Source organism: Streptomyces melanogenes (genome assembly GCF_014649795.1).
Taxonomy (GTDB): domain Bacteria; phylum Actinomycetota; class Actinomycetes; order Streptomycetales; family Streptomycetaceae; genus Streptomyces; species Streptomyces noboritoensis.
The window spans coordinates 84,956-98,874 of sequence record NZ_BMTS01000009.1 but is presented as its reverse complement, the minus strand read 5'-3'; the positions used below and the strand labels follow the sequence as shown (position 1 = coordinate 98,874).

General features: G+C 70.3%; 15 protein-coding genes. 10 read left to right on the top strand and 5 right to left on the bottom strand.

What is annotated here, in order from left to right:
* Nucleotides 1–877: 877 nt before the first annotated feature.
* On the top strand, nucleotides 878–1,114 hold the full coding sequence (locus tag IE252_RS20625) for a hypothetical protein (protein WP_190090926.1): 237 nt from the start codon (nucleotides 878–880) through the stop codon (nucleotides 1,112–1,114).
* A complete protein-coding gene (locus tag IE252_RS20620) occupies nucleotides 1,111–1,446 on the top strand; it encodes a hypothetical protein (RefSeq protein WP_190090925.1) in 336 nt (111 codons plus the stop codon). The genes IE252_RS20625 and IE252_RS20620 overlap by 4 nt, the downstream gene beginning before the upstream one ends.
* A gap of 22 nt (nucleotides 1,447–1,468) precedes the next feature.
* Here the strand turns inward: IE252_RS20620 and IE252_RS20615 are convergent, their stop codons facing one another.
* Both IE252_RS20615 and IE252_RS20610 read right to left on the bottom strand, forming a co-directional pair.
* A complete protein-coding gene (locus tag IE252_RS20615) occupies nucleotides 1,469–2,383 on the bottom strand; it encodes an NAD(P)-dependent oxidoreductase (RefSeq protein WP_190090924.1) in 915 nt (304 codons plus the stop codon).
* 82 nt (nucleotides 2,384–2,465) lie between these two features.
* Nucleotides 2,466–2,981 (bottom strand): Lrp/AsnC family transcriptional regulator, encoded by a 516-nt coding sequence (locus IE252_RS20610; RefSeq protein WP_190090923.1) that lies wholly within the window; start codon nucleotides 2,979–2,981, stop codon nucleotides 2,466–2,468.
* 44 nt (nucleotides 2,982–3,025) lie between these two features.
* Between IE252_RS20610 and IE252_RS20605 the strand changes: the two genes are divergently transcribed.
* Both IE252_RS20605 and IE252_RS20600 read left to right on the top strand, forming a co-directional pair.
* Nucleotides 3,026–3,961 (top strand): NAD-dependent epimerase/dehydratase family protein, encoded by a 936-nt coding sequence (locus IE252_RS20605; RefSeq protein WP_229848653.1) that lies wholly within the window; start codon nucleotides 3,026–3,028, stop codon nucleotides 3,959–3,961.
* 1 nt (nucleotide 3,962) lies between these two features.
* The gene (locus tag IE252_RS20600; protein WP_190090922.1) at nucleotides 3,963–4,838 is read left to right on the top strand and encodes an aldo/keto reductase; all 876 of its coding nucleotides are present in this window, start codon (nucleotides 3,963–3,965) and stop codon (nucleotides 4,836–4,838) included.
* A gap of 10 nt (nucleotides 4,839–4,848) precedes the next feature.
* On the opposite strand, the gene IE252_RS20595 is transcribed toward IE252_RS20600, so the two are convergent.
* The 3 genes from IE252_RS20595 to IE252_RS20585 form a co-directional block, all read right to left on the bottom strand.
* Nucleotides 4,849–5,187, bottom strand: a complete 339-nt coding sequence (locus IE252_RS20595) for a hypothetical protein (protein ID WP_229848651.1) — start codon at nucleotides 5,185–5,187, stop codon at nucleotides 4,849–4,851.
* 14 nt (nucleotides 5,188–5,201) lie between these two features.
* Nucleotides 5,202–5,975, bottom strand: coding sequence for a DUF2127 domain-containing protein (locus IE252_RS20590; protein ID WP_190090920.1), 774 nt, complete (start codon nucleotides 5,973–5,975; stop codon nucleotides 5,202–5,204).
* A gap of 72 nt (nucleotides 5,976–6,047) precedes the next feature.
* Nucleotides 6,048–7,448 (bottom strand): cation:dicarboxylate symporter family transporter, encoded by a 1,401-nt coding sequence (locus IE252_RS20585; protein ID WP_190090919.1) that lies wholly within the window; start codon nucleotides 7,446–7,448, stop codon nucleotides 6,048–6,050.
* 169 nt (nucleotides 7,449–7,617) lie between these two features.
* Here IE252_RS20585 and IE252_RS20580 point away from each other — a divergent pair, with 169 nt between their 5' ends.
* The 6 genes from IE252_RS20580 to IE252_RS20555 all read left to right on the top strand — a co-directional run bounded on the left by IE252_RS20580 (nucleotide 7,618) and on the right by IE252_RS20555 (nucleotide 13,854).
* The gene (locus IE252_RS20580; protein WP_190090918.1) at nucleotides 7,618–9,210 is read left to right on the top strand and encodes a sensor histidine kinase; all 1,593 of its coding nucleotides are present in this window, start codon (nucleotides 7,618–7,620) and stop codon (nucleotides 9,208–9,210) included.
* Nucleotides 9,207–9,899, top strand: a complete 693-nt coding sequence (locus IE252_RS20575; RefSeq protein WP_190090917.1) for a response regulator — start codon at nucleotides 9,207–9,209, stop codon at nucleotides 9,897–9,899. The genes IE252_RS20580 and IE252_RS20575 overlap by 4 nt, the downstream gene beginning before the upstream one ends.
* 115 nt (nucleotides 9,900–10,014) lie before the next feature.
* Nucleotides 10,015–11,367 carry an ABC transporter substrate-binding protein gene (locus IE252_RS20570; protein WP_229848649.1) on the top strand — a complete coding sequence of 451 codons (1,353 nt, stop codon included), beginning with the start codon at nucleotides 10,015–10,017 and terminating at the stop codon, nucleotides 11,365–11,367.
* The gene (locus tag IE252_RS20565) at nucleotides 11,364–12,221 is read left to right on the top strand and encodes a carbohydrate ABC transporter permease (RefSeq protein ID WP_190090916.1); all 858 of its coding nucleotides are present in this window, start codon (nucleotides 11,364–11,366) and stop codon (nucleotides 12,219–12,221) included. Before IE252_RS20570 ends, IE252_RS20565 begins: the two co-directional genes overlap by 4 nt.
* Nucleotides 12,218–13,060 (top strand): carbohydrate ABC transporter permease, encoded by an 843-nt coding sequence (locus IE252_RS20560; RefSeq protein ID WP_229848647.1) that lies wholly within the window; start codon nucleotides 12,218–12,220, stop codon nucleotides 13,058–13,060. The genes IE252_RS20565 and IE252_RS20560 overlap by 4 nt, the downstream gene beginning before the upstream one ends.
* Nucleotides 13,061–13,203: 143 nt before the next feature.
* A complete protein-coding gene (locus IE252_RS20555) occupies nucleotides 13,204–13,854 on the top strand; it encodes a helix-turn-helix domain-containing protein (protein WP_190091104.1) in 651 nt (216 codons plus the stop codon).
* Nucleotides 13,855–13,919 lie beyond the last annotated feature (65 nt).

The following is a 13,919-nucleotide window of genomic DNA, read 5'->3' as shown; positions in this document are numbered from 1 at the left end:
GGGTGCGCTTCCGCGAGACTGGCGCCGTCTCCGAACGAGGAGCCGGAGGAATGCGGGACCCGCACCGAAGAGAACCGCAATCGTGATCGAAGCCAGTAGTGTGTCCAGCCATCCGGGAAGCGGCGCGGCTGTCGACTGGTTGCTCGTGCCGATGGTCAGGGCCGCCAAGCAAGCGAAACCGATCGTCGTCCAGAACGCCCAGTCCCGTTGTAGCGGCTGGTCATGTAGCCACAACGCTGCGTTACGTCTCTTCTTTCCTGGCGGAGGCGGTACGCCTACGGCCCTGTCCATGCATCCATGGTGCCTCCGGCGAACCTACTGCGCCGATATTCACCCTTGTTGCTCGTTGGAAGCCCAGTAACGACGCCCAAGTCCTGCGAGCGGATCCGATCACCCAGCTTCGCCGATGAGCCGACCGGATATGTGGAACCGCCACGGCATCCACCGCTCTGCTCCTCCATCCCGGCGTGACGCGCAGTGAAGCACTCGAACCGCCGGCGCACCTCCTCGCTGTAACGCGATGCGCCCCAGACTGCCCCACCGCCCAACGCTCACGGGATCACCCCTGAATTACAGAGGCGGAGGGCTGCGTGTGCCCATCCACCGAAGCCACGACGGCCCTTAGCCGCTCGTTCGGAATGGTTGGCCTCTCCCGAAGTCGCTGCGCTCGCAAGGGACGTTCTACCCGCTCCCGGACATCCCAGAATCGGAAACGTACGAGGTTCCCCCGCCCCACTGGCCGACGAGAGGCTCGCCGGACCGAAGCCCATGCAGGGACGGCGAGTAGGTGTCTGCCGTGGAGATGTCGCAGTGGACCGTCGCCCTCACCCCATCAGGCGATATGCACCAAAGTAAGTGCAGCAGTACGCTTCAGCGTATGGCATCGACTGAGCGCATCACCGTGACTCTTCCAGCCGACATACTGGCCGCGATCCGCACCGAGGCCGAGGGAAACGTCTCCGCCTACACCGCCAAGGCCCTCAAGGCTCAGGCCGTCCGCGACGCGGCCGCCCGGCTCGCCGAGTGGCAGGCGACGTACGGCCGCGAGCAGATCGAAGACCTCCAGGCACTCACTCTCGACGCGCTCGACGCCCTTCCCGGCGGTGAGCGGTGAGCGGGACTCCGCCCGTACGCCGGGGCCAGGTGTGGAGCGCGACCACCCCCAGGGGCATCAAGCACACCCTGCTGATCGTCGAGGCGGACGCGGCCATGTCCGCGTATCCGCTGACCGTCGTCGGCGCTGTCTGCGACACCACCGGCACCGCACCGGACACTCTACTGTCCGCCCCGATCACGAAGCCCGTGGGAGCCACCGTCATCGGCACGCAGCTCCACACAGTCACCGTCTCCTTCCTCACCTCCGGCTCCTACCTCGGGATCGTCCCGGAGGACCAGTTGGAAGCGGTGTCACGCGCGGTCCGGCTTTCACTCGACCTGTCCGACTAACCAGGCAAGGGACCCGGGGTCGTCACCCCCGCACCTCGTCGATCGTCCGCGACCAGTCGTCACCCCCGAACCCCTTCTCCACCGACCGCCCAGCAATCCTCCGCACCGCCTCCAGCACCGTCACATCCAGCCCCCGCGCCCGAGCCATGTGCAGGATGTGATCGATCCCCGCAACCTCCATCGCCAGGTTCCCCAGGTCCCCAGGGTGCGCCCCCGCATCGATGTGCCCGGCCATCACAGCCGAAATGGGCGGCAGAATCGACGAGATCGTGTCCAGGTACGGGGCCAACCGCCCCGCCCCCACCCCATCCGCCCCCGCCAGGGCATACGCATGCACCAACCCCGACATCGCCGTATAGAAGAAGTCGAGCATCGCCAGGTCGTACACCGCCGCCAGCCCCGCGTCCTCGTCCAGGAACGTCGCCTTGGCGCCCAGCGCCCGCAGCGTGCCCTCGTACCGCTCGTACGCCTCGCGGTCGCCGCTGTAGAAGATCAGCGCCTCGGGGCCGCCGACGACGGTCGTCGGGACCATCACCGAGCCGTCGAGGTACGCGATGCCGTGCTCGGCCGCCCACTTGGCCGCCGAACGGGACCGCTCGGGCGTGTCCGAGGTGAGGTTCACCAGGACCCGGCCGCCCTCGAAGGCACCGGCCCCCACCACCGGCGCCAGGACCGCCTCGGCCACGTCGTAGTCGACCACGCACACCACCGTCAGCGCGCTCGCCCGCACGGCCTCCTCGGCGCTCGCGGCGAGGACCGCACCCCGCGCCACGAGCTCGTCCGCGCGCCCGGCCGAACGGTTCCAGACGGTCGTCGGATGCCCGGCCGCGAGGAACGCACCGGCCAGCGCCCGGCCCATGTTCCCGAGGCCCAGAACGGTTACGGAAGTGGGGGTAGAAGTCGGGGCAGAACTAATAGCGTTACTGGAGTTCGTCATGGCGACGATCCTTCGCCCCGCCCCAATTCCCCACAAGTACCGACTTTATTGTCAGCTACCCACCCCCAGGTAAGCATCCAGCTCAGCCCGGCGGCAGCAGCGGCTTTCCGCTCACCGGTGACGACAGCACGATCGACGTCGTCGTCCGCCCCAGCGCCGACACCTCCCCCAGCACCTCCTCCAGATGCCCCGTGTCCGCGACCGCGACCTTGATGATCCAGCAGTCCTCGCCCACCACGTGGTGGACCTCCCGGATCTCCTCGCGCTCCATCAGCTCCAGCGTCCTGGGGTGCTTCAGGGTGTAGCCGCCGTGCGGGTTGACCCGGATGAACGCCTGGATGCCGTAGCCGAGCCGGGCCGCGTCGACCCGCGCCCCGTACCCCGTGATCACACCGCTCGCCTCCAGCCGCCGCAGCCGTTCCGTGACGGCGGCGGGGCTCAGCCGCACCCGCCGGCCCAGCTCGCTCAGCTTGATCCGGCCCTCCGACTGGACCAGTTCGAGCAGCTGTCGATCCACCTGATCGAAGGCCGGTGAGGAATCGTGGGTCAACGCCCGTGAATTCCGTGGTTCCTTCGGTACATCCGACAGTTCTCCCATGTTTCCCCCTTCAGGATGCCGCCCGTCAACGTAACACTGTGTGCATGACATTCGACATGAACATCACCCCCCGAAACGTGCTGGTCATCGGCGGAAACCGGTACTTCGGCAAGCGGCTCATCGCCCGCCTCGTCACCGCCGGTGACCGCGTGACCGTACTGAACCGGGGGTCCTCCCCACCCCCGCCCGGCGTCGAGCACCTCGTCGCCGACCGCGACGACGAGGCCGCCCTCGAAGCCGCCCTCGGCGACCGGACCTTCGACGTCGTCCTCGACCAGGTCTGCTACACCCCGCGCCAGGCCGCCGCCGCCCGCCGCGTCTTCGCCCACCGCACCCGCCGGTATGTGATGACGTCCACCATTGAGGTGTACGAGTACGAGGACTCGGCCGCGCCGGTGCCGGAGAGCTCCGTCGATCCGCGCGGAGTTGCTGTGGACCCCGAACTCCCCTGGAACGAACCGGAGTTCCTCGAAGCGCACTACGGCGAGGGCAAGCGCCAGGCCGAAGCCGTCTTCGCCGCCGCGCCGGACTTCCCGTACGTCTCCGCCCGCGTCGCCCACGTCCTCGGCGGCGCCGACGACTTCACCGGGCGCGTCACCCACTACGCGGAGCGGCTCCGCGACGGCGAGCCCATCGCCGTCCCGGCGGTCAACCACCCCGCCACCTACATCAACGTCGACGAGATCGCCGACTTCCTCTTCTGGGCCGCCGGGCAGGACTTCACCGGGCCCGTCAACGCCGCCTCGCACGGGCCGCTCACCACCGAGGACATCGTGGCCGCGATCGGCGCCGGGCCCGCGCGCTACCGGGCGGTGGAGGTCGGCGAGGTCTCGCCGTTCTCCTTCCGGCGCTCGTACGGCATGGCCAACACCCGCGCCGAACAGCTCGGGTTCACCTTCTCGCACACCAAGGACTGGCTCACGGACGCCGTGGCCCAGACCCTCGAAGCAGCAGCAATAGCAGGACACGGGGGCAACTGATATGCGGTATCGGTCACTTGGCAGCCTGAAGGTCAGTGCCATGGGGTACGGCGCCATGCCCCTGTCCATCGAAGGGCGGCCCGACGAGGCCCGCGCCCTCGCCACCGTCCACGCGGCGCTCGACGCGGGCATGACCCTGCTCGACACCGCCGACTCGTACTACGCGCCCGGCGGCGAGCCCGGCCACAACGAGCTGCTGCTCGCCCGCGCGCTCGCCTCGTACGGCGGTGACACGGACGGCGTCCTCGTCGCCACCAAGGGCGGGCGCGGGCGGACCGACGACGGGGACTGGAGCGTCGACGGGCGGCCGGAGCATCTGAAGCGCGCCGCGAAGGAGTCGCTGCGGCGGCTCGGCACCGAGGCCATCGGCCTCTACCAGCTGCACAAGCCCGACCCGGCCGTCCCGTACGCGGACTCGCTCGGCGCCCTGCGCGAGCTGATCGACGACGGTACGGTCCGGCTCGCCGGGATCTCCAACGTCGACGCCGACCAGATCCGGCAGGCCCACGAGATCCTCGGGGACCGGCTGGTGGCGGTGCAGAACCGCTACTCCCCCGCTGTCCGCGACGCCGAGCCCGAGCTGCGGCTCACCGCGGAGCTGGGGATCGCGTTCCTGCCGTGGAGTCCGCTCGGCGGGATCTCGCGGAGCTCGCTGGACGGGGCTTCGGCGATCGCCGCCGATTCCTCGTACGACGGGTTCCACGCCGTCGCCCGCGCCCGTGGGGTGAGCCCGCAGCAGATCGCGCTGGCCTGGCTGCTGGAGCGGTCGCCGAACGTGATCCCCATTCCGGGCGGCAGCCGCCCCGAGTCCGTACGGGACTCGGCGGCGGCCGCCGATGTGGTCCTCACCGGTGAGGAGCGGGCGCTGCTGCCCTGACCGGTGAACCTCAGTGGCTCGTGCGGCGCCTGCGGACGCGCCGCACGATCAGCCAGATCACCAGGATCACGGCCGCCACGAAGAGCAGGAAGATCACCAGCAGGAAGATGCCCAGCTTCTTGAGGAAGCTCTTCTTCTTTTTCTTCTTGGGCTTGGCGAGGGTCACGTGGGACGACTTGCCGTGCGTCCCGTGTGTGGCGGTCGTGCTCGCGACGGCGTCGGGCGCCGCCGCCGGTGCCGCCGCCGACACCGTCCGCACCACCGCGCTCGGCGTCGCCTCGGCCGCCGCCGGGGCCACCAGGGCCGTGCCCAGGAGCAGGGCGAGTACCACTGCGAACTTCTTGCTCATCGTCCGGGTTCCCTTCACGTCGTCCCCACCGCGAGGCCGGCCGTCGCCTCGACCTCCATCAGCGACGCGCTGTGCCTCTCCGCCTCAAAGGCTGCCCGCCCGCCGCGCAGGCCGAACAGGCGCTTGGAGAGCAGGATGTAGAGCACGGCGAGGATGTTGAGCCCCAGCGTGACGATCTTGAGGTAGCTGATCTTCTCGGTGAGCTCGTAGACCTCCAGCGGCAGGAACATCGCCGTGGCGACCACGGTCAGGTACTCCGCCCAGCGCTCCGCCCGCCACAGCCCTACGGCCTCGACGATCTCGATCAGCGCGTACACGAGCAGCGCCGCCGCCACCGCCACCAGCGTGGAGTGCTTGTAGCCGAAGGACTTCTGGATGGTGTCCACGACCGGCGAGTGGTCGAGGTCGTAGTGGAAGTGCTGGAAGACCGGGCGGAAGACGTCCAGGTTCTCGTCGAAGAGCCGGCGCACCGAGTCCTGGCTGTTGCTGAACTTCCACACCGCGGCCGCCACCAGGACGATGAACACCCCGCGCACCAGCCGCTCCACGGCCAGGAACCGCAGGATGAACAGGTCCCGCAGCACCTTGCCGCGCGGCACCAGCGGCGCGTCCTCGGCGGGCCCCGAGCCGTGCGGGGTGCCAAGGGCGAAGTCGCCGCAGCGCAGACAGCGCCAGGCCTCGCCGAGTCCGGTGTGGGCGCGCAGCCGCTCGCGCAGCTCCGCCTCGCTCGGCTCGTACGTCACATGACCCTTGCGCGCGCAGGTGCGCCGGTCCCAGTCGATCTTCATTGTGCTCGCTCTCCCCGTCACCCGCTTCCGGACGGACGCCCCGCACGGTAGTGGACACCTGTCCGGACGCGTTCAGGGGGTGGCGGGTTCCCTCGCCTCGGGGACGTCCGCGGCGACGGGCTCCTTGGCGAGCGTGACCTGCTGCTTCTCCGGCTGCTCCGGCACCGGCCCGTGCGGGTCGCTCGCCGCGAACGTCACCTCGTCGAACGGGATCCGGCCCGCCAGGACCTCCTCGACCCGCGCCGAGTCGATCTCCTTGGTCCAGGTGCCCACCAGGACCGTGGCGACCGCGTTGCCCGCGAAGTTGGTCAGCGCCCGCGCCTCGCTCATGAAGCGGTCGATGCCGACGATCAGGCCGACGCCGTCGACGAGTTCGGGGCGGTGCGACTGGAGGCCGCCGGCCAGGGTCGCCAGGCCCGCGCCGGTCACCCCGGCCGCGCCCTTGGAGGCGACGATCATGAACAGGAGCAGCGAGATCTGCTGGCCCGCGCTGAGCGGGCTGCCCATCGCGTTGGCGATGAAGAGCGAGGACATCGTGAGGTAGATCGCGGTGCCGTCCAGGTTGAACGAGTAGCCCGTGGGGACGGTGATGCCCGCGACCGACCGGCTCACGCCCAGGTGCTCCATCTTGGCGATCAGCCGCGGCAGCACCGTCTCGGAGGACGAGGTGGAGAGGATCAGCAGGAACTCGCGGCCCAGGTACTTCAGCAGCCGGAAGATGTTGACCCCGGCGAGCAGGCGAAGGAGCGTGCCGAGGACCACGAAGACGAAGAGCGCGCAGGTGATGTAGAAGCCGACCATGATGACGGCCAGCGACTTCAGCGCGTCCGTGCCGGTCTCGCCGACCACCGCCGCGATGGCGCCGAACGCGCCCACCGGCGCCGCCCACATCACCATCGACAGGATCCGGAAGACCAGCTTCTGGATGTGCCCGATGCCGCGCAGCACCGGCTCGCCCGCCGAACCCATGGCCTGCAGCGCGAAGCCCACCAGCAGCGCGATCAGCAGGGTCTGCAGGACCTGGCCCTCGGTGAAGGCGGAGACCATCGTCTTGGGGATGATCCCGAGCAGGAAGTCGGCGGTGGACTCGCTGGCCCCGGCCGCCTGCTTGGCGCCCGCGTGCCGCGTCGCCTCGGTGAGGTGCAGACCGGAGCCGGGCTCCAGGATGTTGCCGACGACCAGGCCGATGGCGAGCGCCACGGTGGACATCACCATGAAGTAGCCGAGCGCGAGTCCGCCGACCGCGCCGACCTTGGCGGCCTTGCGGACCGATCCGACGCCGAGCACGATCGTGCAGAAGATGATCGGCGAGATCATCATCTTGATCAGGTTCACGAACCCGGTGCCGATGGGCTTGAGCTCGACGGCCACCCCGGGGGCGGCGAAGCCGACGGTGATGCCGATGAGTACGGCGGCGATCACGGCGAGATACAGATAGTGCGTACGGTCCCGCCGGGCGGCTGCTGCGGTCACGGGGTGCCTCCTACTGATTCCGTACGCGTCCCGCGTACGTGAGTCTGTGTCCGATGGCTCGATGGATCCACGCGACTATCCATCAGCCTGTGACCCCGGTCACCCTTGCGTGCATTTCGTTCACGCCGCTTGTCCTAACGGTGACGTACGGGGGTGCACACTGTCCGGCATGCGCATACCCCGTCCCCGCAGCCTCGCGGGCCAGCTCTTCGCCATGCAGGTGGTGCTGGTCGCGGCGATCGTGGCGGGCTGCGCGCTCTACTCGTACGTCCAGGACCGCGCCCAGGCCGAGGAGACCGCCCGGCGGCAGACCACCGCCATCGCGACCGCCGTCGCCACCTCGCCCGCCGTGGTGGAGGCGGTGCGCTCGAAGGATCCGACGGCGGTCCTCCAGCCGTACGCGGAGAGCCTGCGGCACACCTCCGGCGTCGACTTCGTGGTGATCATGGCGCCGGACGGGACCCGCTGGACGCATCCGGTGCCCGGCGAGATCGGCCGCACGTACCTCGGCGACATCCGGCCCGCGCTGCGCGGCGAGACGTTCAGCGAGACGCACATGGGCGTGCTCGGGCCGTCCGTGCGGGTCGTCTCGCCGGTGCGCGACCACGGCCGGATCACCGCCCTGGTCAGCGCGGGCATCACCATCGACAAGATCAGCGAGCAGGTGCGCAAGCAGGTGGCGGCGCTGCTCGCGGTCGCCTCCGGGGTGCTCGCGTTCGGCGGCCTCGGTACGTACGTGATCAACGCGCGGCTGCGGCGGCACACCCACGGGATGAACGCGGCCGAGCTGAGCCGGATGCACGACTACCACCAGGCCGCGCTGCACGCGGTGCGCGAGGGGCTGCTGATGCTGGACGGGCAGCGCCGGATCGCGCTGATCAACGACGGCGGCCGGGAGCTGCTCGGGCTCGGCGAGGACGCGGTGGGCCGGTCGGTGGCCGAGCTCGGGCTGCCCGCGCCGCTCGCCGGGGCGCTGCTGGCGAGCGAGCCGAGGGCGGACGAGGTCCATATGACGGCCGACCGGATCGTGGTGGTCAACACCCGCCCGGTCTCCAGCGGCGGCCGCCGGGGCACCGTGGTGACCCTGCGCGACCACACCGAACTCCAGGCACTGTCAGGGGAGTTGGACAACGAACGCGGGTTCACGCAGGCGCTGCGGGCGCAGGCGCACGAGGCGGCGAACCGGCTGCACGCGGTGGTCTCGCTGATCGAGCTGGGCCGGGTCGAGGAGGCCGTGGAGTTCGCGACGGCCGAGCTGGAGCTGGCCCAGGCCCTCACCGACCAGGTCGTCACGGCCGTCGGCGAGCCGGTGCTCGCCGCGCTGCTGCTCGGCAAGGCCGCCCAGGCCAACGAGCACGGAGTCGAGCTGGCGCTGACCGAGGGCAGCGCCATCGAGGACGGGCTGCTGCCACCCACGATGCCGCCCCGCGACCTGGTCACGGTCCTGGGCAACCTGGTGGACAACGCGGTCGACGCGGCCCAGGGCAGCGCGGGCGCCCGGGTCGCGGTCACCCTCACCGCCGAGGACGAGGAGCTGGTGGTGCGGGTCGCGGACAGCGGGCACGGGGTCGACCCGGCCGCCGTGGACGCCGTCTTCGAGCGCGGCTGGTCGACCAAGAGCCCGGGGCGCGGCATCGGCCTGGCGCTGGTGCGGATGACGGTCGCACGGCACGGCGGAAGCGTGGAGCTGGCGCAGGGGCCCTACGGGGGCGCCGAGTTCACCGTACGGCTGCCGCTGCGCAGCGAGGCGGTCCCGGCATGACCTCCACCGAAGGCCCCATCAGAGTGCTGGTCGTCGAGGACGACCCGGTCGCCGCCGACGCGCACCGGCTGTACGTCGGCCGGGTGCCCGGCTTCGCGGTGGCCGGGACCGCCCACTCGCGGGCCGAGGCGCTGCGGGTCCTCGATCGCGTCGAGGTCGACCTGCTGCTGCTCGACCTGTATCTGCCGGACGGGCACGGCCTCCAGCTGGTGCGCTCACTGCGGGCCGCCGGGCACGGCGCCGACGTCATCGCGGTGACCTCGGCCCGCGATCTGACGATGGTGCGCGAGGGCGTCTCGCTGGGCGTCGTCCAGTACGTCCTGAAGCCCTTCACCTTCGCCACCCTGCGCGACCGGCTGGTGCGGTACGCCGAGTTCCGCGCGACCGCCGGGGAGGCCAGCGGGCAGGAGGAGGTCGACCGGGCGCTGTCCACCCTGCGCGCGCCGCAGCCCACGGCCCTGCCGAAGGGGCTGAGCGCGCCCACGCTCCAGGCGGTGACCCGCACCCTGCGGTCCTCGCCGACGGGCGTCACCGCGTCGGCGGCGGCCGAGGCGGTCGGCATCTCGCGCATCACCGCACGCCGCTATCTGGAGCACCTGGTCACCACGGGCCGCGCCGAGCGGACCCCGCAGTACGGGCAGATCGGGCGCCCGGAGCTCCAGTACCGCTGGGTCGACTCCCGCCGCTGACACATGAGTTGACGATCCGACAGTCGATCACGGCGGCCGACGGGCCCCATTGACCATGCCCCGGGGCGGCTTTACGTTCACCGGGCAGCCATTCGTGGCCCGAGGAGGTCGTGCCGTGCGCCCCACCGCCGTTGCCCCGCTGGTCCTCGCCACCGCGCTCGCCGCCGGTTCGCTCGCCGCCTGCGGCGACTCCGGAAGCGACTCCGCCACCGTGAAGATCGCCTACAACCGGAACACCGACAACAAGGTGCGCTTCAAGGACGACTTCCTCCAGTCGGTGAAGGAGCGGTTCGAGAAGGACCACCCCGGCAAGAAGGTCAAGCTCGTCCCCATCCAGGCCCCGGACAACGACTACGCGACCAAGGCCCAGCAGATGATGCGCTCGGCCAAGACCGCGCCGGACCTGGTCTACGAGGACACCTTCCGCATCAACTCCGACATCAAGGCCGGGTACTTGAGACCGCTGGACGACCAGCTGGCCAAGTGGGACTCCTGGAGCCGCTTCGTCCCCACGGCGAAGGCGGCCGCGAAGGCCGAGGACGGCAGGACGTACGGCGTCCCGGACGGCACCGACACCCGGGGCCTGTGGTTCAACAAGCAGCTCTTCGCCAAGGCGGGACTCCCCGTCGACTGGCAGCCCCGCACCTGGGCGGACATCCTCGACGCCGCCCGTACCGTCAAGAAGAAGGTCCCCGGCGTCATCCCGCTCAGCGTCCTGACCGGCAAGGCGCTCGGCGAGGCGGCGGTGATGCAGGGCTTCGAGATGCTGCTGTACGGGACCGGCGAGAACCCGCTGTACGACCCCGGCGCCAAGAAGTGGGTCACCGGCTCGCAGGGCTTCAAGGACGCGCTGGACTTCGTCCGGACGGTGTACGGGGAGAAGCTCGGCCCGGACCTCTCCGACGCGCTCGACCCCAATGTGAACACCCGCGTCGCCACCGAGTGGCTGCCCGAGGGCAAGCTCGCGATCGCGCTGGACGGGTCGTGGCTGGGCCAGTTCTGGGGGCCCAAGGGCGCGAAGGAGTGGCCGCAGTGGCCGAGCGTGCTCGGACAGGCCGCGATGCCGACCAAGGACGGGCAGGCGCCCGGCCGGGTCTCCCTGTCCGGCGGCTGGACCTGGGCGATCCCGCGGAAGGCCGGGAACCCGGAGCTGGCCTGGGAGTTCCTCCAGGCGATGCAGACCCCGGCCAACGCGGTGAAGTGGGACGTGGTGGACGCGCAGATCGCGGTGCGGGACGACGTGGCGAAGGACCCCGCGTATCTGAAGTCCATGCCGGGCATCGACTTCTTCACCGGCCTGGTGAAGTACACCCACTACCGCCCCGCCCTGCCGGTGTATCCGCAGGTCTCCTCGGCGATCGGGGAGGCGATGGAGGCGGTGACGACGGGTGACTCGACAGCGGCGCAGGCCGCGAAGACGTACGACGGGCAGCTGCGGACGATCACCGAGGGGGCGGTGACCCGGTGAGGGCACGGCCGGTTCGCTGGCTCCCCCTCGCCCCCGCCACCCTCCTCCTGCTGCTCTTCCTCGCCGGGCCCATCGGCTACTGCGTCTACATCGCCTTCACCGACATGCAGCTCACCGGCTCGTCCGGGACCAGCTTCGTCGGGTTCGACAACTTCCGGCGGGCGTTCGCCGACCCCGGCTTCCGCAACGCCGTATGGCTGACGGTGGTGTTCACCGTGGTCTCCTCGATCCTCGGGCAGAACACCCTGGGGCTCGCGCTCGCCGCGCTCATGCGGCGCGCCTCGCGGCCGGTGCGCACGCTCACCGGGACGCTGGTGATCGCGGCCTGGGTGCTGCCGGAGATCGTCGCCGCGTTCCTGCTGTACGCCTTCTTCCGTCGCGAGGGCACCCTCAACGCCGTCCTCGACTGGCTCCATCTGCCCACCCAGAACTGGCTGTTCGGCCTCCCGATCCTGGCCGTCTCCTTCGCCAACGTCTGGCGCGGCACCGCCTTCTCCATGCTGATCTACTCGGCCGCGCTCGCCGAGATCCCGCAGGAGATCACCGAGGCGGCCGAGGTGGACGGCGCGAGCGGGCTGCGCCGCCTCTGGCACATCACGCTGCCGATGATCCGCCGCTCGATCGGCACCAACCTGATGCTCAACACCCTCCAGACGCTCTCCGTGTTCGGGCTGATCTGGGCGATGACCCGGGGCGGCCCGGGCCGGCGCAGCCAGACGCTCCCGGTGTTCATGTACGACCAGGCGTTCCTGAAGAGCCTGATCGGGTACGGGACGGCGGTGGCGCTGCTGCTGCTCCTGGTGGGGGCGCTGTTCTCGGTCGTCTATCTGCGGCTGATGAAGGTGGAGGTGTGAGGGTGCTGGGACGCGTGGGCCGCCGGACCCGGGAGCGGCTGGCCGCCGACGCCGCGCTGCTCGCGGTCGCCGCCGCGTTCGCGCTGCCGCTGCTGTGGCTGCTGCTCTCCTCGCTCGACACGGAGGCGGACCTGCGGGTGCGGGTGCCGGGCAACCCCGGCCTGGACAACTTCTCCGCCGTGTGGACCGACGAGATCACCTTCACGCCGATGCTCAACAGCCTGGTGCTGTGCGGCGGCGCGACCGCCCTGACGGTGGTGTGCGCGGTGCTCGCCGCGTATCCGCTCTCCCGCTACCGCTCCCGGCTGACCCGCCCGTACCTCCTGACGGTCCTGTTCACCACGTGTCTGCCGATCACGGCGGTGATGGTCCCGGTGTACGGGCTGTTCGTGCAGGTCGACCTGATCGACACGGTGTACGGCACGGCCCTGTTCCTGGCCACCGCGCAACTCCCGTTCGCCATCTGGCTGATGAAGAACTTCATGGACGGCGTGCCACGGGTCCTGGAGGAGGCGGCGTGGACGGACGGGGCGTCGATGCCGCAGACGCTGTGGCGGGTGGTGCTGCCGCTGATGGGTCCGGGTGTGACGGTGGTGACGATCTACACCTTCATCATGCTGTGGGGGAACTTCTTCGTCCCCTTCATGCTGCTGCTCTCCCCGGACCGGCTGCCCGCCTCGGTCTCGATCTTCACCTTCTTCGGCAACTACGGCTCGGTGGTCTACGGCGAGCTGGCCGCGTTCTCCATTCTCTACTCGACGCCGGTGCTGCTGCTCTACGTGGTCATCGCCCAGCGCCTGGGCGGCGGATTCGCACTGGGCGGGGCGGTCAAGGGGTGAGGGACGGGTCGTAATGCACCCGATAAATGGAGCCGTACCTTCCTACGGACTGACAGATTTGGGTGAACACACCGTGGTCATCCGTCACCCTGTGCACCTACGGTGTGCGCGTGCACCCCACCCCGCCGTTCAACGCCCCCGCCATGCGCCGTCTTCGCGAGGCGCTGGGCATGGCGCCCGGCCATGTCGCCTACGGCCTGTACGCCCAGTACGGGCTGCGGGTCTCCCCCGAGACCGTCTCCTCCTGGGAACAGGGCTTCGGCACGCCCGACTCCCGTGAGCTGACGGCGCTCGCGGGGGTGCTGTGGTGCTCGCCGGGCGATCTGATGGCCGCGGCCGCCACGCTGCGCGAGCACCGGATGGCGCGCGGGCTCAGCCCGGAGGACCTCGCCCGGCGCGTGGGACTCGACGCGGGGGCGTACCTCCGGATGGAGGAGTCGGGCCGCTGGCGCGGCAACGAGCGCCAGTCGGAGGCGCTGGCCCAGGCGCTGAACCTGTCGCTGCGCGAGTACGTCACGGCGACGGGCCAGCACGAGGACCTGGCGGAACTGCTGCGCAGCGCGGTCACCACCCGCTGGCAGGCCTACGTCCGCCCCGCCTCCAAACTCCTCCCCCTCCCCCGCCACCACCTCCAGGACGTCCTGGAGCAACTGCACACCGACTACCAGGGCCGGATGGTGTCGACGATGAGCTGGGGCTCGAGCGGCTCCACGGCCGAATCGACGGCGGGAGACGCGGGCCGCGAGTTCCTGGAGCGGATAGTGGACCACTTCTGGGCGCTGGCACAGGTATAGGGGGTGCAGGGGTGCAGCCCCGCCAGGGGTGCAGCCCCGCCAGGGGTGCAGGGGGCGGAGCCCCC

Excerpts from the sequence above, each read along its gene's own strand:
- IE252_RS20610 (WP_190090923.1), bottom strand. The coding sequence starts at position 2,981 with ATGGGAGAACTGTCGGATGTACCGAAGGAACCACGGAATTCACGGGCG.
- IE252_RS20600 (WP_190090922.1), top strand. The coding sequence starts at position 3,963 with ATGCGGTATCGGTCACTTGGCAGCCTGAAGGTCAGTGCCATGGGGTAC.
- IE252_RS20575 (WP_190090917.1), top strand. The coding sequence starts at position 9,207 with ATGACCTCCACCGAAGGCCCCATCAGAGTGCTGGTCGTCGAGGACGAC.
- IE252_RS20580 (WP_190090918.1), top strand. The coding sequence starts at position 7,618 with ATGCGCATACCCCGTCCCCGCAGCCTCGCGGGCCAGCTCTTCGCCATG.
- IE252_RS20615 (WP_190090924.1), bottom strand. The coding sequence starts at position 2,383 with ATGACGAACTCCAGTAACGCTATTAGTTCTGCCCCGACTTCTACCCCC.
- IE252_RS20590 (WP_190090920.1), bottom strand. The coding sequence starts at position 5,975 with ATGAAGATCGACTGGGACCGGCGCACCTGCGCGCGCAAGGGTCATGTG.
- IE252_RS20605 (WP_229848653.1), top strand. The coding sequence starts at position 3,026 with ATGACATTCGACATGAACATCACCCCCCGAAACGTGCTGGTCATCGGC.
- IE252_RS20555 (WP_190091104.1), top strand. The coding sequence starts at position 13,204 with ATGCGCCGTCTTCGCGAGGCGCTGGGCATGGCGCCCGGCCATGTCGCC.
- IE252_RS20625 (WP_190090926.1), top strand. The coding sequence starts at position 878 with ATGGCATCGACTGAGCGCATCACCGTGACTCTTCCAGCCGACATACTG.
- IE252_RS20595 (WP_229848651.1), bottom strand. The coding sequence starts at position 5,187 with ATGAGCAAGAAGTTCGCAGTGGTACTCGCCCTGCTCCTGGGCACGGCC.